Genomic DNA, 16,396 nt, shown 5'->3' with positions numbered 1-16,396 from the left:
GGTCAGCTCCTCGTCAGCGCGGACAGCCAGGCATGAATGCCGTCCGGATCGGGAATGATCTCGATGACGGCCGGTTCGATCGCGTCGATCCGCCAGCCGTCGGCGAAGGCGGCGACGATCTCGTCGCGGCGCACCCGATGCACGTGCGACCAGTCGCCCCGGGTTTCCCGGTCGCTGAAGCACAGCATGAAGTACCGCCCGCCCGGTTCCACCGCGGCGCGAAGACTCTCGGCGAAGACGGCGCGGTCGTCGGCACCGAAGATGTGGAACAGCCCGCAATCGCGCACCGTGTCGAACGTTCGGCCGAGGTCGCCGAGACGGCGTGCGTCGTGGAGGCGGAACTCGGCCGTCAGGCTACGGGCGCGGGCCTTCTCCTTGGCCGCGCGGAGCGCCGTCTCAGCCAGGTCGACCCCCGTGGCGTCCAGGCCGAGCGAAGCAGCCATCAGCACGTGCTCACCGGTCCCGCAACCGACATCGAGGACCCGGCCCCGGATGTCCCCGGCGTCGGCGAGCTGGCGAAACGCCGGCTGCGGCCGGCCGATGTCCCAGGGCGGCCTGCACGCGTAGAGCTGGTCCGGGCTGCTCGGCGAGTGCGACTGCGGATGAATCGAACCGGTCATCGACGTGCCCTTCTCGAGGAGACCGCCAGTTTTATCGATACACAGTGTCTCTGTCAATGCACTCTGCCTCGTCCTTGGCATTGTGTATTCTCGCGGGGTGCCCAAGCTGTGGAACGACACGATCGAGGCGCACCGGCAGGCGGTCCGGGACGCGGCGCTGAACACCGCGGCCGCGCTGGTCGCCGCGCACGGTGCCGCGTCGGTGACGATGTCGCAGATCGCCGAGAAGGCGGGCATCGGCCGGGCGACCCTGTACAAGTACTTCCCCCACGTCGGAGCCATCCTGTCCGCCTGGCACGAGCGGCAGATCGACGCGCACTTCGCGCGCCTGGTCGCGATCCGGGACGAACCGGCGGAGCCGGAGGTCCGCCTGGAGCGAGTGCTGCTCGCGTACGCCCTCATCCACCAGGAGCGGGTGCAGCACCACCACGACGAGCCCTACGGCGCCGAGCTCGCGGCGCTGCTGCACCCCGACGAGCACGTCGCCCGCGCCCAGCAGCATCTGCACGAGCTGTTCCGGGAGCTGCTCGCCGACGCGGCGGCAGCGGGCGACGTCCGCGGCGATGTCGACCCCGCGGAGCTGGCGACGTACTGCCTCCACGCGCTCACCGCCGCCGGCGGCCTGCCGTCGAAGGCCGCGGCGGAGCGGCTGGTCGCCGTCACCCTCGCCGGGCTGCGTCAGCCGGGATAGACGAACCGCCGGTGGATCAGATGGGTGTCGTCGGACAGCGTTTCCTCGCTGATCCGGCCCTGCCCGTCGAGAGCGAGGACCACGTCGGTGGAGGCCGCCGGATAGCCGAGCGCCAGCCGCACCGGGCGGCCGTCCGGGGAGATCCGGGCGGCGAGCGGCGCGACCCCGGAGGCGTAGGGCTCCTGCGCGGCGAAGAACGACCCGGTCAGGTCCAGCCGCTGCGGCGGCGGGGCGGCCGCGGACGTGTCGCTCGTGACGGATTCGTAGACCGTCAGTTTCTCCGCCGACCGCAGCTTCTCGACCGCGCGGGAAAGGTCGCCGTTCCCGGGACGGGCGGGCCAGGGCACGATCAGGCTGACCACGCCGCCGTGCCATCCGGCCGCGCCGGCATTCAGCGTCAGGACGTTGTCCTCGGCTCTCCAGTCCACAGTGGACACGAAGCAGCCTTCCCCGCAGCCGCGGAAGGACAGATCGGAGTCGCCGGCGCTGAGCCGGCCGGAGAGCGAGAAGTCCTGCGCCGCTTGAGGACTGTAGTAGTCGCCGCGTCGCGGCGTGCTCAGGCGCACGACGAGCTGGCCGTCGCTGGCCGCGGCGCTCACCCCGATCTGCCCGGCCAGGGCACCGAGCGGCACGACCAGGCCGCTCGCCGGCGGAGGGCCGGACTGCTGGGACCCGGCGGGCGGAGTGGAGACCAGGACCGCGCTCGCCGCGAGCACGCCGATCAGCACGACAGCCTCGACCCGGGCCACCGCGCGTACGCCGCCGAGCCGGTTCCCGCGCGCCGCGGACCGGCCGGCCAGCGCGGCTCCGGCGGCGACCGCGACGAGACCGAGCTTGACCAGCAGGACCCGGCCGTAGGCAGTGTCGAAGAGGTCCGACAGCGGAATCAGGACCACGGCGCTCAGCGCGCCCGTCGCGACCACCGCGGCGAACACCCATCCCGCGAGCCGCAAGTATCCGGCCAGCACCCATCGGACCGCAGGCCGCCGCGTACGCCACGCGAACGCCGTCCGCACCACGTACACCAACGTGCCGGCCCAGACCGCGACCGCGGCCAAGTGCACGGCGGTCAGCGCCGCACCCCAGCCGGGGATCGCCTGGTTCGCGTGCGACCGGAGGCCGTCGGCGACCACCACGGCCAGCAGCGGCAGCGCGCTCGCCCGGCGGAACCGTCCACTCGCGACAGTTCCGAGCACGAGCGCGAGGACCAGCCCGGCCGATTCCACGAGCAGCAACAGCCCGATCCGGCTGCGCCACGCCTCCGCCCCGGCTCCGGCGAGCAATACCGCCACAAGTCCGGCAGCCCCGGCGAGCGCGACGAGCGTCCCGGGCGCCAGCTGAGACCTCGGCGCGCGCAACGCCGGATTCTCCGCGCGCGCCGATGCGGCGAATCGTTCGCCGACGAGTCCGCCGAGCGCGACGGCCACTCCGGCGAACAGCAACCAGCGAAGCGCGGCTTCGAGCCAGGAGATCGAGCTGCCGCCGCTCGTCCCCGACCCGGTGACCGCGGTGCCGATCGCGAATCGGAATTCCTCCTCGACCTGGTCGCCGTCGGAGCCGGTGACCCGCCAGCGCACGCTGTAAGCACCGGGCGCGAGGGGCCCGGCCGGGCGCGCGCTGACGTTCTGCCCGCCGCGCGCGAGCGTCGGCGCACCGAGCGGGACCTCCCGGCCTGCGCCGTCGAGGAGGGTGACGGCCCGCTGGCCGACGGTCACGGGTTCGTTGAACGCCAAGGTGAGCAGAGTCGGCGCCGTGGGCACGGCGGTGTCCGGGGCCGGATCGGTGAACAGCAGTGTCGGATGCGCGCTGGCCGGGGTCACGGCAGCGAGCAACGTGCCGAACGAGAGCACCAGCAGCACCGCTGCCCGCGCGGCCGCGCGCCGTGCGGAGCGAGCGGCGGTCATGCGTCCATCCGGCGCTTTTCCAGCGCACGCCGCAGTTTCCGCTCCGACAGCCGACCGTAGGAGAAAGCTTCCCCGTCGATCAAGACTCCCGGCGCGAACAGGACGCCCGCCGTTGTGGCAAGTGCGCGGCCTTCGTCGGTCGCGAGAGGGATCTCTTTGACCTGCAACGGGAATTCCCGGCCGACCCGGTCGAGCACCTCTCGGGCAACGGTGCAGAAGGCGCAGTCGTCCTGGGTCAGCAGGGTGATGTCGAACCGGTCGGTCACGAGGCGCGCTCCGCCTTCAGGTCGGTGAGCATTTTCCCGGTCGGCAGGAACATCGTGTAGTCCGGCGCGCCGCCGTAGTCCGCGCGCCAGCGGATCGTGCCGTCCGGGCCGACCAGCACGAAGCTGTGGCCGTCGCGCATTTCGCCCATCATGCCGTACTTGTTGGCGTTGTACGCCCGCGACACCCGCAGGTCCGGATCGGACAGCACCGGAGTGGCCAGCTTCTCGTCGGAGGCCTTCCGCCCGATGAGTTCCGCCGGGTCGGTGGTGATGGAAACGACGCTGTCGACGCCCGCCGCCTTGAGCGCGGCCTGGTTCTGTTCGAGGTCTTTGATCTGGTCCCAGCACGGCTGGCAGGACAGCCCTTCCTGGAAGTACAGCAGCACGGTTTTGCCGCGGAAGTCCGCCAGGCTGATCCGGGCGCCGCGGTCGGACGCGAGGGTGAACGCGGGTGCCGCCGTCCCGGCTCCGGGCGCACCTGAAACGTGCTGGTACCCGGAGCCGCCGATGGCGTCGGAACTGCTGCTCTGCGAGTTCTGGTAGACGACGAACAACACGACGACTGCGACCACCGCGGCCGCCGCCACGCTGATGATCGTCGCCCGCCGGGTCTTAACGCTGCTGCTCACGGGAATTCTCCTCGGAAGGTCGAGTACGGTCGGCGGATCTCGTTCGCAGGACCCGGCGGACGAGCAGCGCGAAGCCGAGTGCGAGCAGCGCCGCGAGGCCCCATCCGGGAAGCCAGGACAGCCGGCCGGCCGCGACGCTGCTCAGGTGCTGCAGCCAGGCGGACAGTTCGACCTGCCACCCGCCGCTCATGCCCGGCCCGGTGAACGCGAGGACCGCCGCGAGGACGCCCATGAGCATCATCAACGCCCCGCTGACCAGCGTGCCGAGCGCGATCTCTCGACGCCGCAGGCGCACCTTGCGGTCGGTGAGCAGCCGCGTCGCGTGTTCCCGGCGCTTGTCCCACAGCAACGCCACGACCGCCAGCGGCACCACCATGCCCGCGACGTAGGACGCGCCGATCGCCAGCGCCGCCGGGAACGACGCGGCCGCGCCGGACAGCACCGCCACCCCGGCCAGCACCGGCGCGCAGCAGGCGCTGGCCGCACCGGAGAAGGCACCGAGCACGTACGCCGAGCCGAAGCTGCCTTCGCGCACCGCGCGGCCGCCAGGCATCGGCAGCCGCGGCTTCCAGCCCGCCAGCGTCGCGAGCCCGCCGGCGATCATCAGCGCGCCGCCGATCGAGAAGATCCAGACGTGCCGGGTGAGCAACAGGCTGCTCAGGAACGTCGCGCCCAGCCCGATCGGCAGGATGACCGTCGCGACGCCCGCGCCGAACACCAGGGTCGCGGGGACCACTCCGCCCCGGTGCCGGAACCCGGTCGCCAGGTAGGCGGGCAGCATGACCGACACGCAGCAGGGCGCGAGCAGCGCTACTACGCCGCCGAGGAACGACGCGAGCAGCGTCGAGCCGAACAGCACCTCGCCCACGGCCGCCTCCCGGTCTCCTACGATCTACGTACGGAGATAGTACGTAGCTGGCGTGAGGTCCGCGCAGCGGCCCCCGCTACCCTGGAGAGACCAATGCCAGGAACTTCAAGCGCGCTGCGGGTGCAGCCGCCCAGGTCATGTGCCTGGGCGGGACCAGACCTCGCAGCCTGAGTACCTGGCATTGCCGGAGACGAAGGCGGAGGAGGCCGGGTGCGCGGATTCGGGGATCTGGAAGCGGTGATCATGGACCGCGTCTGGCGCCGCGGCGGAACGATGACGGTCCGCGCCGTCTTCGAGGATCTGCTGCACGAGCGGGAAATCGCCTACACCACCGTTATGTCCACAATGGACAATCTGCACGGCAAAGGCTGGCTGTCCCGCGAACGGCGGGGAAAGGCGTTCGTCTACTGGGCCACCTTGAGCCGGGACGAGTACAGCGCCCGGTTGATGCGGGACGCACTCGACGCGGGAGGCGACCCCGGTGCCGTGCTCACACACCTGGTCGAACAGCTCACCGACCAGGAGTCGACCGAACTGGGCCAGGTGCTGCGGCGGCTGAAGCGGACGCGAGGCACCCGATGAGCGTCGCCGCCTGCCTCCTGCTCTACAGCTTCACCGTCGCGGTGCTCGTGCCCCGCCCCCTGCGCAGGCTGACCCGCCGCGGAACCGCTCCCCGGGTCAGCGTGCTGGCATGGCTGGTGGTCATGGTCAGCGTGGTGGGCTCGTGGGCGGCCGCCGCCGCGTCGCTCGCCGTCGAGGCCGTCGGCGACTGGGGACGCCCCGCCCAGCTGGCCAGCACGTGTTTCGCCGCCGTACAGGCAGTGGCCACCGGCCGCTACGGCATATTCCTGCAGGCCGGGCTCATCGCACTGGCCACGGCGGCCGCGGCCGCTCTCGTCGCGCTGGCCTGCCGTCTCGGACGCGCCCTGCACACGGCGCGCGCCCGCACGCACGAGCACGCCTCCGCCGCTCGCATCGTCGGCCACCGGGTCGAGGGCGTGGACGCGGTCGTCCTGGACGCCACCGAGCGGGCCGCCTACTGCGTCGCCGGCCGCCCGGGCACCATCGTCGTCACCAGCTCGGCGCTCGACGTCCTCGACCGGCAGAACCTCGCCGCCGTCCTGGCCCACGAGCACGCCCACCTGGACGGACGGCACCACCAGATCCTCGCGTTCACCCGCGGCCTGGCGGCGATCCTGCCGTGGGCCGCTCTGTTCACGATCGGCGCCGCCGAAGTCGCCCGGACGCTGGAGATGTGCGCCGACGACGCGGCCGTGCGCAGGCACGGGCCGGACGCGCTCCTGGACGGCCTGCTGGCCCTCACCGGCCAGCCTCCGCTCCCCACCGGAGTCTTGGGCGCCACCGGCGCGAACGTACTGGCCCGGGCCGAACGCCTCACCCTCCCCGCGGCACCGCGCGCGCAGTGGCAGTCCCGCCTCGTGCTCACGCTCGTCACGCTCGCCGCCGCCGCGGGTCCCGTCCTGACCGGACTGCTGGCGGCCAGCGGCCTCGGCGTGTGCGACTTGTCGTTCAGCTGACCCCTGCGCCCGCCCAAGCGCGCGTGAGCAAATCAGCCTCGGCCTGCTGGCGAATCCACAGAAGCGCGACCGCCACCGCGAGCGCGGCCAGCAGCGCTCGTCGCCAGCCGGCCGGCAGCCGGATCTCCAGCCACCGCCGGCAGGCGACCCCGATTCCCGCGCGAACCAGCAGACCGGCCGCGATCGCCGCGAGCGGGAACACAATCGGGTTGTACCGCGCGGCCCCGGCAGCATCGCCGGACAGCAGAAGAAACGCCGCCCGCGTCCCGCCGCACAACGGGTCCATGACGCCGAGGTAGTGCAACGGGCCGTGGACGTCGACTGGCGGAAGCCCCGCTACGCGCAAGCCGACCGCCGCGGCACTCGCCACGACAGCGCAGAGCGTCCATGGGCGATGCGAGTCGCGGACGCTCCACTCGACTCGGGTAGCCATCCGCCGACTATGGCACGACAGGCGTGAAACCGTTGTCATTCCACCGTAATCGACGGGTGTGCACCCGGCCGCACCATCGTCTACTATCGAAGTACGTAGATCCGAGCCCTGGAGGTTCTCATGCAGTCACTGTTCCTGGGCATCGCAGCACTGGCTTGCCCGGTCGGGATGGGCTTCATGATGTGGATGATGTCGCGCGGCCAGCACAAGGACCGCGACGACGGCACGCACCAGGTCGAGCAGCTGCGAGCGGAAATCGACCAGCTCAAAGCCGAACGCGCCCACACCGGCCGCTGATGCCGGTCTGGCTCGCAGCATTGTTTGCCGTGTGCTCCGTCACCGCGACCTACTTTTCCTGCATACGGCCGCATCTGCGCCGCAATCACCGGATAGGACGTGACAAATGGCGGACCCGAAAATCCGCGCGTCTGACGCAGACCGAGAGGAGACCGTGGAACGCCTGAGCCATCAGGTCGCCGCGGGCCGCCTCTCCATGGACGAGTTCTCCGAACGCGCCGCCCGCGCGCACGAGGCGAAGACAGCCGGCGAACTGGCCGCACTGACCAGCGACCTGCCCCGCCCGTCGCCGCCTCGTTCGACCGCGCGCAAGCCGAACACCGTCCTGATCGTCGCACTCGTCGCCATTGTCGTTCTCATCGCGTTAGGCGTGCTCGCAGTCGTCCTCATGGGGTCGATGATGGGCAACATGGGCCCGATGCATCCGTGACCCGCCTCACCTACTAACCTACGGAGTAGATACGTAGGAGGTGGGTCGATGCGCGCAACGCGCAGTCGCAAGCATGCGCTTGCCGTCGCCGGACTGGCGCTGCTCACCGCGTGCAGCGCCGGCAAGGACGCGGTGGCGCGGGGCGGCACGTTCGAGTTCGTCTCCCCCGGCGGCCGGACCTCGATCTTCTACGACCCGCCGCAGACCCGCGGCACCAGCCCGGAACTGGCCGGGGACGATCTGGCCGATCCGGGAAAACAGCTCCGCGTCTCCGGATATCCGGGCAACGTGGTCGTCCTGAACATCTGGGGCTCCTGGTGCGGGCCGTGCCGTGCGGAAATGCCGCACCTGCAACAGGTCTACAACGAGACCGAAGCATCCGGCGTCCAGTTCCTCGGCATCGACGTACGCGACGAGCCGCGCACCGCGCCACAGGACTTCGTCCGCGACCGGCACGTCGCCTACCCGTCGATCTACGACCCGCCGGGCCGGTCGCTGCTGGCGCTGAAGGGATACCCGCGCAACGTCGTGCCGTCCACCATCGTGCTCGATCGCCGCCACCGCGTCGCCGCGGTCTTCCTCACTTCTCTGCTGGACACCGATCTCCGGCCCGTCGTCCAGCGGCTGGCCGCCGAACCCGCGTCCGGAGGTCCGGGCGCGTGAACCTCACCGACCTGGCCGTCTCCGGCCCGCTGTTCCTGGCCTCGCTCCTCGCCCTGGCCGCCGGTGCGGTGTCCTTCGCGTCGCCGTGCTGCTTGCCGCTGGTGCCCGGGTATCTCGGCTATCTCGCCGGCCTCGTCGGCACCGAACCATCGCCGGCCGGGCCGGACGGGAACTTGCCGCCCGCCACCGGGCGGTGGCGGGTCGCCGGCGCGGCACTGCTGTTCGTCCTGGGGTTCACCGTCGTGTTCGCCGCGACCACCATGGCGGTGCTCGGAGTGTCGGATGCGTTGCTGGCCAACGAGGAGATGCTGCAACGGCTCGGCGGCGTCGTCACCATCGCCATGGGCCTGGTCTTCCTCGGGCTGTTCCCGCCGCTGCAGCGCGGGATGAAGCTCCGGCACAAGCCGCGCGACGGAATCTGGGGCGCCCCGCTGCTGGGCGCGGTGTACGGCCTGGGCTGGACGCCGTGCCTCGGCCCGACGCTGGCCGGCGTCATCGCGCTCGCCAGCGGAACCGAAGCCGGGCCGACCACCGGCCGCGGCCTGCTGCTGATCACCGCCTACTGCGTCGGGCTCGGCCTGCCGTTCGTCCTGCTCGCGCTCGGCGCCCGCTGGGCAGTCCACGCGACCGCGTGGGTGCGCCGCCACATCCGCCGCGTCCAGCAGGCCGGCGGCGCGCTTCTCCTCCTCGTCGGCATCGCACTGGTCACCGGCCTCTGGGGCGAGATCATCGCCTGGCTGCGCGGCCCGATCGCCGGATTCTCCGTTCCCCTCTGACCACAGGAGCACCCGTGACCGCCAAGAAGTCCGCCCGCAATTCCGTGACGCAAGCGCGAAAAGGCCAAGGGCGCAGCACACCCTTGTTGATCGGCGGCATCCTGCTCGTCGTCGCACTGCTGGTCGTCGTCATCGTCACGGTGACGAACACGGCCAAAACCGGCCAGGGCGACACGGCGGCTGCCAGCTTGAACCATCCGCCGGCCACCACCGCGGCGGGCCGCGCCACCTCGCCGCCGTGGCCGGCCCCCGCCGACGCGACCGCCGCGGCGCGCGCGGCGGGCCTGCCGATGCTCACCGAAGAAGGCGCCGTCGAGCACATCCACGCCCATCTCGACGTTCTCGTCGACGGCCGGCCGGCACAAGTGCCGGCGATGCTGGGCATCGACCAGAACCGGGCCAGCATCAGCCCGCTGCACACGCACGACCCCAGCGGCGTCGTGCACATCGAATCACCGGTCGCCCGCCGGTTCAGCCTCGGCGAACTGTTCAGCGAATGGGACCTCAGCCTGTCCGCGGACAACATCGGCGGCCTCCGCGCCGGCAACGGCAAAACGGTGCGCGTGTTCGTCAACGGCAAGCAGCAGAACGGAAACCCCGCCGCCGTCACCTTCACCGCCCACGACGAGGTCGCCGTGCTCTACGGCAGCCCGCGCCCCGGCGAAAACGTGCCGTCGCGCTACGACTTCCCGTCGGGCGAGTGAGCCGCGCGACCGCATCGCGCGGCCGAGCCCTCGACGTTGCTCCTGAGTGCGCGCACCGCACAGCCCAGCAGGCAGACCAGCACAGCGCGGACAGCGTCCGAGGCGAGCGCCTGCCGCATCCGGCTCGAACCTGACGCCGTCACGGGTCTCCCCTGCCGCACGCGCACCCGGCCGCCTGAACCTGTTGCCACGGCTCAGGCCACTTCGTATCCCGCCTCAGCCACCGCGGACCGCACCACGGCAGCGTCGACAGGCCCGTCGCTCACCACGGTCAGCTCTCCGCTGGAGACGTCGGTGGCGACCTCCGACACGCCCTCGACGCCCTGAACCGCAGACGTCACCTTTGCCGAGCAACCCGAGCACGTCATGCCCTTCACCGTGAAGACAGTGGTCGCCATCCTTGGATCCTTCCCTTTGGCCGATGCGGTGCGGCGGACCGTTCCGCCGCACCGCATTACATTACCCCCGTAGGGTACACACGTCAGGATCTCCGCGCGACAGCCAAAATCGAAACGCACGACACCGTCGACGATCGAGCCGACGCTGCCGCCCAGCCTCCGCTGACGCCCGGCCGCGACCGGCGGACACCAAGGAATATCCGCGCATTCCCGGCATTCAGCGATATCGCTGTAACGATCTACTATCCCAAATAGTCTTAACCGTCGTAGTGGCCACTCGCGACCAGACAACCGGACCACGGAGGCAAGGATGGCACTCGGCGGCACCAGCGGCCAGGCCAGGCAACCCAGGCACGACGCACGCGACGATCGCGTCGGGGCACACTATGCCGATACCGCCTTGGTGTCCGGATATGCCGCCTCGCACGATGGGTGGGGCCCGCCTGCCCGGTACTTCCGCTCGCGTCTCCATGTCGTCGACGAGGTGCTCGGACAATGCCGCGGCGGCGATCTCCTGGATGTCGGCTGCGGGCCGGGCATGCTGGTCCGTCACCTGCTCGACGCGCGGCCGGGCGACTTCCGGATCACCGCCTGCGACCGGTCCCCGGCCATGATCGATGCCGTCGGCCGGCAGACCGGGCAACGCCGCGATCTGCGCCTCTCGGTGGCACGCATCGAAGATCTGCCGTTCCCGGACGGGAGCTTCGACGTTGTCCTCGCGACCGGGGTCCTCGAGTACGTCGACGTGCGCCGCGCGCTGGACGAGATCGCCCGGGTGGCCCGGCCCGGCGGGCTGGTCGTGGTGACGATGCTCAACCCGCTGAGCCCTTATCGCGCCTTCGAATGGTTCCTCTACTGGCCGGCACTACGCCTGCTGGGCCGAGTCGAGCGACTGCTGGGCATCCGGCCCGAGCGGCGCCACGGCGTGCGCAGATCCGGAATCCGCGCCTTGACCTCCCGCCGGCTCAGCGTGGCCTTGCGCACCGCGCGACTGCGCCCCGAGGACGTCGTGTTCTACGACCTCACCGCCTTGGTGCCGCCGTTCGACAAGGTCGCCCGGCGATGGACCCGGCGGTGGCGCAGCCATCCGGAGACCACCGCGAGCCGGAGCCGCCGCGGCTGGCTCGGCACCGGCTATCTCGTCGCCGCACGGCGAGCGCCCGACCCGAACTGACAGCACACTTCCCGCGCAAACCCCGTGCCGCCGCGGTCCACCTGCTTCCCGGCACTCCTGACCGCGGTCCGCCGCACGAAAGTTCACGACACCGTTTTGCGGAGTACAGCGACGGCGCCCCGTCGCCGACCTTGTCGCGCCGTGCGAGACAACCTCCGAGTGCACCGATCGGCCGCGAATGTACTATCTGCGATAGTAGACAGTGCCGAGGTTCCTTGCGCGGCGCGGACAAGCCGAACGGAGTCGTCCATGGTCGTCACCCCCAGCCCGGCCGCGATCCGGCCGTCGCCGGCCTCCCCTCCGCCGGCCAGCGGGTCGCTCCTCCTGCGGTTGTTCCGGACGACGGATCACAAGCAGATCGGGGTGATGTACCTGGTCACCTCGTTCGGCTTCTTCATGATCGGCGGCGCGCTGGCGATGCTGATGCGCACGGAGCTGGCCCAGCCCGGGCAGCAGTTCCTGTCGCAGGAGCAGTACAACCAGATGTTCACCATGCACGGCACGATCATGCTGCTGCTGTACGCGACGCCCAGCGTGTTCGGGTTCGCGAACTTCATCCTGCCGCTGCAGATCGGTTCGCCGGACGTGGCGTTCCCGCGGCTCAACGCGCTGTCGTACTGGCTCTACCTGTTCGGCAGCCTGCTGGTCGTGTCGGGATTCGTCACCCCCGGAGGCGCGGCCGACTTCGGCTGGTTCGCCTACACCCCGCTGTCGGACGCCATCCACTCGCCGGGAGCCGGCGCCGACCTGTGGATCACCGGGCTCCTGATCTCCGGCCTTGGCACGATTCTCGGCGGCGTCAACATGGTCACCACGGTGGTCTGCCTGCGCGCGCCGGGCATGACGATGTACCGGATGCCGATCTTCACCTGGAACATCCTGATCACGAGCATCCTGATCCTGATCGCGTTCCCCATCCTCACCGCGGCCCTGTTCGGCCTGCTCGCCGATCGTCAGCTCGGCGCCCACGTGTTCGACGCGGCCAACGGCGGGGTGATCCTGTGGCAGCACCTGTTCTGGTTCTTCGGCCACCCGGAGGTCTATATCCTCGCGCTGCCGTTCTTCGGGATCGTCTCCGAGATCATTCCCGTGTTCAGCCGCAAGCCGGTCTTCGGCTACAAGGGGCTCGTCTTCGCGACGCTGTCCATCGCCGCCCTGTCGGTGGCGGTGTGGGCGCACCACATGTACGCCACCGGAGCCGTGCTCCTCCCCTTCTTTTCCTTCATGACGTTCCTCATCGCGGTCCCGACCGGCGTGAAGTTCTTCAACTGGATCGGCACGATGTGGAAAGGCCAGCTGACGTTCGAGACGCCGATGATCTTTTGCATGGGCTTCATGGTGACCTTCCTTTTCGGCGGCCTTTCGGGAGTTCTGCTGGCCGCCCCGGCACTGGATTTCCAGGTGTCGGACAGCTACTTCGTGGTGGCGCACTTCCACTACGTCCTCTACGGCACGATCGTGTTCGCGACCTTCGCCGGGATCTACTTCTGGTTCCCGAAGATCACCGGCCGGATGATGGACGAGAAGCTCGGGAAGTGGCACTTCTGGACCACGTTCATCGGCTTCCACACCACGTTCCTGGTCCAGCACTGGCTGGGCGCGGAAGGCATGCCGCGGCGCTACGCGGACTACCTGGCCAGCGACGGGTTCACCACGCTGAACACGATCTCCACGATCGGCGCGTACATCCTCGGCGCGTCCACGCTGCCGTTCATCTGGAACGTGTTCAAGAGCTACCGGTACGGCGAGATCGTCACGGTCGACGACCCGTGGGGCTACGGCAACTCGCTCGAGTGGGCCACGTCCTGCCCGCCGCCGCGGCACAACTTCACCGAACTGCCCCGCATCCGCTCCGAGCGCCCCGCGTTCGAGCTGCACTACCCGCACATGGTCGAACGCCTCCACGCGGAAGGCGAGATCGGCTTCTTCGGCAAGGCCAAGCACGTCGCGGCCCCGTCGCAGAAGCTCGTCGCCTCCGGGGACGACCAGGACAACACCAGCCAGCAGCGTTGAACGGGGCGGCGCGCTAAGCGAGCACCTGCGCCGCCACCGCACCGATCAAGACCAGCCCGCACACTGCCATCGTCACCGCTCGGCCCGTGGCGGTGTGCGGGTCGCTGCGCAACGGGAACAGCAGCTGCCGGGCGAAGGTGTAGGCAGCGAGCGCGCCCGCGAAGATCGCGCCGTGCACCGACGGCTGCGCAGCGAGAACGAGCACCAGCGACACCACGCCGATCACCAGCGCGGCGGCCGCTTCGACCAGCTGGACGGGGAACCGGCGAACGATCAGGCGGCGGTCGGACGAGACCAGGCCCCACCGCGACGTCGTCGGCCTGCCCGCACAGCACCCGGTGAGGAAACACCCGGGCCTGCCCACCGCCATGCCCAGGAAGATCCCCGGAGCCGTGGCGTCCAGCACCGTCCCGACGGGATACCCCGCCAGCAGCGATCCGCCCACCACCACGCCGAGCGCGACGAGCAGGAAGCCTTGAATGCACGCGCCCGAGGCGAGCAGCTCCCGCGGATGTTTGCGGTGCAGCACGAGGTACCAGACCTTGCCGCCGACGAAACCGAGCAGGCAGCCGATCGCGGAAACCGCCAGCACGACACCGAAGTTCATCCCCCAGCGCGCGGACAGCACCGACTGCAGGACAAGCGCCAGCACGGCGCCGAGCCCGACGAGCACCGGCCAGGAGAGCAGGCTGACCTTCGGTCCCTGCGCCAGCACCCCGAACCGGCTGTTCGCCGCACTGGTCCGCCGCGGCAGCCGCACGCCGGACGAGCCGCCCCGCGCCGCCGGCCCGGCGGTGACCCGCCACGCGCCCGGGTTCAGCCCCTCGACCCGCGACGTGACCCCGATCCGGCCGCTGCCGGGCAAGACGCCGGCCACGCGCTCGACGACGTCGAACCGGTCCTGTGCGGTGCGCTTGCCGCGCACGTCGTCGCGCACCCCGGTGAAGCGGATGTCGACCGAGTAAGGCTCCCCGGCCGGCGCGGCGTCGAACCAGTACGTCGCCGCTACGACTTGTGGTCCGGTATCGGCCGTGACGCGGTCAAGACACCCCAGGGATTCCCTTCGGTTTTGCTCGACCTGCAGCTCCTCCTCGGCCGCGGCACTCGCGGGCACCGGCGCGCGGACGTTCGACGGCGGCCTTGGCCGACCGGCGAGGGCAGGAGGGACACCGCCGTGCGCCTGCTGCTTCCCTGCCGAGGCCGGGCCGCCGGCCGCGGCTCCGGCCGGCTTCCGCGTCGCAGAAGCACTTCCGGTTTCCGCGCCGACCGCGCTCCTGTGTGCCTTCTTTCCCACGTCACGCTCCCTGCCGCGCTATCAACTATGTGTGATAGTACTACTTTACTTAGTGTTAAGTCGCGGCTTGGCGGAGCCTGCGACACACCGTCGGCCAGCAGGCGCCAGAAAATCGGACGCCCCCGCGACCGCGACTCGTCGGCAGCCGCCGGGTCGGCGATTGGCGCGATCGGAGGCGGCGCGACAGATCCGACCTCCCGTGCCGCGGCTCGGAACACCCGGCCCCTGCCGTTCGGGCACGCCCGGACTCGACCTGCCTACTATTGCAATTAGTACATCAGCCCATGGCACCGCGCACCCGAGGCCGTACTACTATCTTTCTTCGTAGCGAAAACCGGGTTGGTTTCGGAACGAGGGAGCAGTCGTGGCACGAGTCACTGCACAGCAGCGGTACACGGCCCGGCGGCACCGCATTGCGGCACTCCTGGCCGTGGTGGCTCTCGGCGCGGCGGCCTGCACCTCCGCGCCGGACCGGCAATCCGCACCCGCGAGCACGTCGGCCGCGCCGGCCAAAGCGGCGTCGATCGCCATCGAGCCGGCCAGCACAGATCCGGTGAGCCCGGCCACTCCGGTCGTCGTGCGCGCGGCCGACGCGGCGCTGACGAGCGTCACGGTGACCAATACCGCGACCGGCAAGCAGGTGTCCGGCCGCACGACCCCGGACAAGCGAACCTGGACCGCGTCCGAACCGCTCGCCTACGGCGCTTCCTACCAGGTGAAGGCCGATGCGACGACCCCCGGCGGCACACCGCTGGAGCAGACCGGCTCGGTGCGCACCCTTCAGCCCAGGGTCCAGGCGTTCCCGTCGTTCATCCCGGCCCCGAACGTCTCGGACGTCGGCGTCGGCCAGCCCTTGGTGGTGAAGTTCGACCAGGACGTCGCTGACCGGGCCGCCGCCGAGAAAGCGTTGCAAGTCAACGCGAACCCGCCCCAACCGGGCGGCTGGTACTGGCTGTCCAAGCGGGAAGTCCACTACCGGCCGCAGAACTACTGGCAGCCGGGCAGCACCGTCACCGTGACCGCCAAGGTGTACGGCGTGAACCTCGGCAACGGGGTGTACGGGCAGACCGATCGCGCCGAGACGCTGAAGATCCACGACTCCTGGATCGCCAAGGCCGACGGCAAGACGGAGAAGCTGCAGATCTTCCACAACGGACAGCTGGTCAACACGATGCCGATGAGCCTCGGCTCGCCGGGCTTCCCGACGCACGAGGGCACGCACGTCGTCTCTGACAAGCAGCCCAGCATCATCATGGATTCCTGCACCTACGGCGTCTGCAAAGGACAGCCCGGCTACTACCGGGAGCAAGTCGCCCTCGACGAGCGGATCTCCAACGACGGCGAGTTCGTCCACTCCGCACCGTGGTCAGTCGGACAGCAAGGAAACAGCAACGTGTCGCACGGCTGCGTGAACCTCGCCCCGGCCGACGCCCAGTGGTTCTACGACCGCTTCGGACTCGGCGACGTCGTCGAGATCACCAACTCCGGCGGCTCGGCACTGCCTATTTGGGACACCTACGGCGACTGGGCCGCGTCCTGGCCGCAATGGCAAGCCGGCAGCGCCCTGCACTGAACGAACGCGGGCTCTCCGCAAGAGGCTCTGACGCGCGCACCTGCTCGATCCGATTACAACAATGTCATTCTCCGGCCCGGCAGTGGCAAGATTCCCGGCATGGCCGAGACCGACGACGTTCAGCG

Annotated in this window: 19 protein-coding genes; 11 read left to right on the top strand and 8 right to left on the bottom strand. The window is 70.2% G+C overall.

Annotation, left to right across the window (positions count from 1 at the left end; genetic code table 11):
- Positions 1-2 precede the first annotated feature (2 nt).
- On the bottom strand, positions 3-620 hold the full coding sequence (locus FKO37_RS11790) for a class I SAM-dependent methyltransferase (RefSeq protein ID WP_037359740.1): 618 nt from the start codon (positions 618-620) through the stop codon (positions 3-5).
- A gap of 97 nt (positions 621-717) precedes the next feature.
- Here FKO37_RS11790 and FKO37_RS11785 point away from each other — a divergent pair, with 97 nt between their 5' ends.
- A complete protein-coding gene (locus FKO37_RS11785) occupies positions 718-1,311 on the top strand; it encodes a TetR/AcrR family transcriptional regulator (protein WP_037359738.1) in 594 nt (197 codons plus the stop codon).
- On the opposite strand, the gene FKO37_RS11780 is transcribed toward FKO37_RS11785, so the two are convergent.
- From FKO37_RS11780 to FKO37_RS11765, 4 genes are read right to left on the bottom strand one after another with little or no spacing between them, the layout of a single operon-like run.
- On the bottom strand, positions 1,299-3,215 hold the full coding sequence (locus FKO37_RS11780) for a copper resistance CopC/CopD family protein (protein ID WP_081655050.1): 1,917 nt from the start codon (positions 3,213-3,215) through the stop codon (positions 1,299-1,301). The two genes, FKO37_RS11785 and FKO37_RS11780, sit on opposite strands and share 13 nt — an antisense overlap.
- The gene (locus FKO37_RS11775; RefSeq protein WP_037359736.1) at positions 3,212-3,481 is read right to left on the bottom strand and encodes a glutaredoxin; all 270 of its coding nucleotides are present in this window, start codon (positions 3,479-3,481) and stop codon (positions 3,212-3,214) included. The genes FKO37_RS11780 and FKO37_RS11775 overlap by 4 nt, the downstream gene beginning before the upstream one ends.
- A complete protein-coding gene (locus FKO37_RS11770) occupies positions 3,478-4,110 on the bottom strand; it encodes a peroxiredoxin (RefSeq protein WP_051165921.1) in 633 nt (210 codons plus the stop codon). Before FKO37_RS11770 ends, FKO37_RS11775 begins: the two co-directional genes overlap by 4 nt.
- A complete protein-coding gene (locus FKO37_RS11765) occupies positions 4,094-4,978 on the bottom strand; it encodes a cytochrome c biogenesis CcdA family protein (RefSeq protein WP_037359733.1) in 885 nt (294 codons plus the stop codon). Before FKO37_RS11765 ends, FKO37_RS11770 begins: the two co-directional genes overlap by 17 nt.
- Positions 4,979-5,188: 210 nt before the next feature.
- On the opposite strand from FKO37_RS11765, the gene FKO37_RS11760 reads away from it, so the two are divergent.
- Both FKO37_RS11760 and FKO37_RS11755 read left to right on the top strand, forming a co-directional pair.
- Positions 5,189-5,560 carry a BlaI/MecI/CopY family transcriptional regulator gene (locus tag FKO37_RS11760; RefSeq protein ID WP_081655048.1) on the top strand — a complete coding sequence of 124 codons (372 nt, stop codon included), beginning with the start codon at positions 5,189-5,191 and terminating at the stop codon, positions 5,558-5,560.
- Positions 5,557-6,516 carry a M56 family metallopeptidase gene (locus FKO37_RS11755; protein WP_037359724.1) on the top strand — a complete coding sequence of 320 codons (960 nt, stop codon included), beginning with the start codon at positions 5,557-5,559 and terminating at the stop codon, positions 6,514-6,516. Before FKO37_RS11760 ends, FKO37_RS11755 begins: the two co-directional genes overlap by 4 nt.
- Here FKO37_RS11755 and FKO37_RS11750 read toward each other — a convergent pair.
- Positions 6,509-6,949, bottom strand: coding sequence for a DUF2752 domain-containing protein (locus FKO37_RS11750; RefSeq protein ID WP_158242501.1), 441 nt, complete (start codon positions 6,947-6,949; stop codon positions 6,509-6,511). The two genes, FKO37_RS11755 and FKO37_RS11750, sit on opposite strands and share 8 nt — an antisense overlap.
- A 120-nt stretch (positions 6,950-7,069) precedes the next feature.
- On the opposite strand from FKO37_RS11750, the gene FKO37_RS11745 reads away from it, so the two are divergent.
- The 5 genes from FKO37_RS11745 (at position 7,070) to FKO37_RS11725 (ending at position 9,819) form a co-directional block, all read left to right on the top strand.
- Positions 7,070-7,246 (top strand): hypothetical protein, encoded by a 177-nt coding sequence (locus FKO37_RS11745; RefSeq protein ID WP_167442019.1) that lies wholly within the window; start codon positions 7,070-7,072, stop codon positions 7,244-7,246.
- Positions 7,247-7,352: 106 nt separating this feature from the next.
- Positions 7,353-7,676 carry a DUF1707 domain-containing protein gene (locus FKO37_RS11740; protein WP_037359719.1) on the top strand — a complete coding sequence of 108 codons (324 nt, stop codon included), beginning with the start codon at positions 7,353-7,355 and terminating at the stop codon, positions 7,674-7,676.
- 48 nt (positions 7,677-7,724) lie between these two features.
- Positions 7,725-8,339, top strand: a complete 615-nt coding sequence (locus FKO37_RS11735) for a TlpA disulfide reductase family protein (RefSeq protein WP_101437987.1) — start codon at positions 7,725-7,727, stop codon at positions 8,337-8,339.
- Entirely contained in the window at positions 8,336-9,115 is a 780-nt protein-coding gene (locus FKO37_RS11730) for a cytochrome c biogenesis CcdA family protein (RefSeq protein ID WP_037359713.1), read from the top strand. The genes FKO37_RS11735 and FKO37_RS11730 overlap by 4 nt, the downstream gene beginning before the upstream one ends.
- A gap of 14 nt (positions 9,116-9,129) precedes the next feature.
- The gene (locus FKO37_RS11725) at positions 9,130-9,819 is read left to right on the top strand and encodes a hypothetical protein (protein WP_101437986.1); all 690 of its coding nucleotides are present in this window, start codon (positions 9,130-9,132) and stop codon (positions 9,817-9,819) included.
- Between the two features lie 194 nt (positions 9,820-10,013).
- On the opposite strand, the gene FKO37_RS11720 is transcribed toward FKO37_RS11725, so the two are convergent.
- Positions 10,014-10,217, bottom strand: a complete 204-nt coding sequence (locus FKO37_RS11720) for a heavy-metal-associated domain-containing protein (protein WP_037359712.1) — start codon at positions 10,215-10,217, stop codon at positions 10,014-10,016.
- Between the two features lie 310 nt (positions 10,218-10,527).
- On the opposite strand from FKO37_RS11720, the gene FKO37_RS11715 reads away from it, so the two are divergent.
- Positions 10,528-11,391 carry a class I SAM-dependent methyltransferase gene (locus FKO37_RS11715; RefSeq protein WP_037359710.1) on the top strand — a complete coding sequence of 288 codons (864 nt, stop codon included), beginning with the start codon at positions 10,528-10,530 and terminating at the stop codon, positions 11,389-11,391.
- 249 nt (positions 11,392-11,640) lie between these two features.
- Positions 11,641-13,404 (top strand): cytochrome c oxidase subunit I, encoded by a 1,764-nt coding sequence (ctaD, locus tag FKO37_RS11710; RefSeq protein WP_101437985.1) that lies wholly within the window; start codon positions 11,641-11,643, stop codon positions 13,402-13,404.
- A 13-nt stretch (positions 13,405-13,417) separates the two neighbouring features.
- Here ctaD and FKO37_RS11705 read toward each other — a convergent pair whose 3' ends face one another.
- Positions 13,418-14,518, bottom strand: coding sequence for a prolipoprotein diacylglyceryl transferase (locus tag FKO37_RS11705; RefSeq protein ID WP_051166279.1), 1,101 nt, complete (start codon positions 14,516-14,518; stop codon positions 13,418-13,420).
- Between the two features lie 544 nt (positions 14,519-15,062).
- On the opposite strand from FKO37_RS11705, the gene FKO37_RS11700 reads away from it, so the two are divergent.
- Entirely contained in the window at positions 15,063-16,271 is a 1,209-nt protein-coding gene (locus FKO37_RS11700; protein WP_051166278.1) for an Ig-like domain-containing protein, read from the top strand.
- Positions 16,272-16,396: the final 125 nt, after the last annotated feature.

It is taken from the genome of Amycolatopsis sp. Poz14 (assembly GCF_006704225.1).
GTDB classification, from domain to species: Bacteria; Actinomycetota; Actinomycetes; order Mycobacteriales; family Pseudonocardiaceae; genus Amycolatopsis; species Amycolatopsis nivea.
Note: the sequence above shows the minus strand (reverse complement) of the source record. Positions and strands in the feature narration are given on the sequence as shown.

What these genes read in the sequence shown, in the direction of transcription:
- FKO37_RS11790 (WP_037359740.1), bottom strand. Translation starts at nt 620, where the DNA reads ATGACCGGTTCGATTCATCCGCAGTCGCACTCGCCGAGCAGCCCGGAC.
- FKO37_RS11780 (WP_081655050.1), bottom strand. Translation starts at nt 3,215, where the DNA reads ATGACCGCCGCTCGCTCCGCACGGCGCGCGGCCGCGCGGGCAGCGGTG.
- FKO37_RS11755 (WP_037359724.1), top strand. Translation starts at nt 5,557, where the DNA reads ATGAGCGTCGCCGCCTGCCTCCTGCTCTACAGCTTCACCGTCGCGGTG.
- FKO37_RS11750 (WP_158242501.1), bottom strand. Translation starts at nt 6,949, where the DNA reads ATGGCTACCCGAGTCGAGTGGAGCGTCCGCGACTCGCATCGCCCATGG.
- FKO37_RS11745 (WP_167442019.1), top strand. Translation starts at nt 7,070, where the DNA reads ATGCAGTCACTGTTCCTGGGCATCGCAGCACTGGCTTGCCCGGTCGGG.
- FKO37_RS11740 (WP_037359719.1), top strand. Translation starts at nt 7,353, where the DNA reads ATGGCGGACCCGAAAATCCGCGCGTCTGACGCAGACCGAGAGGAGACC.
- FKO37_RS11735 (WP_101437987.1), top strand. Translation starts at nt 7,725, where the DNA reads ATGCGCGCAACGCGCAGTCGCAAGCATGCGCTTGCCGTCGCCGGACTG.
- FKO37_RS11720 (WP_037359712.1), bottom strand. Translation starts at nt 10,217, where the DNA reads ATGGCGACCACTGTCTTCACGGTGAAGGGCATGACGTGCTCGGGTTGC.
- FKO37_RS11715 (WP_037359710.1), top strand. Translation starts at nt 10,528, where the DNA reads ATGGCACTCGGCGGCACCAGCGGCCAGGCCAGGCAACCCAGGCACGAC.
- ctaD (WP_101437985.1), top strand. Translation starts at nt 11,641, where the DNA reads ATGGTCGTCACCCCCAGCCCGGCCGCGATCCGGCCGTCGCCGGCCTCC.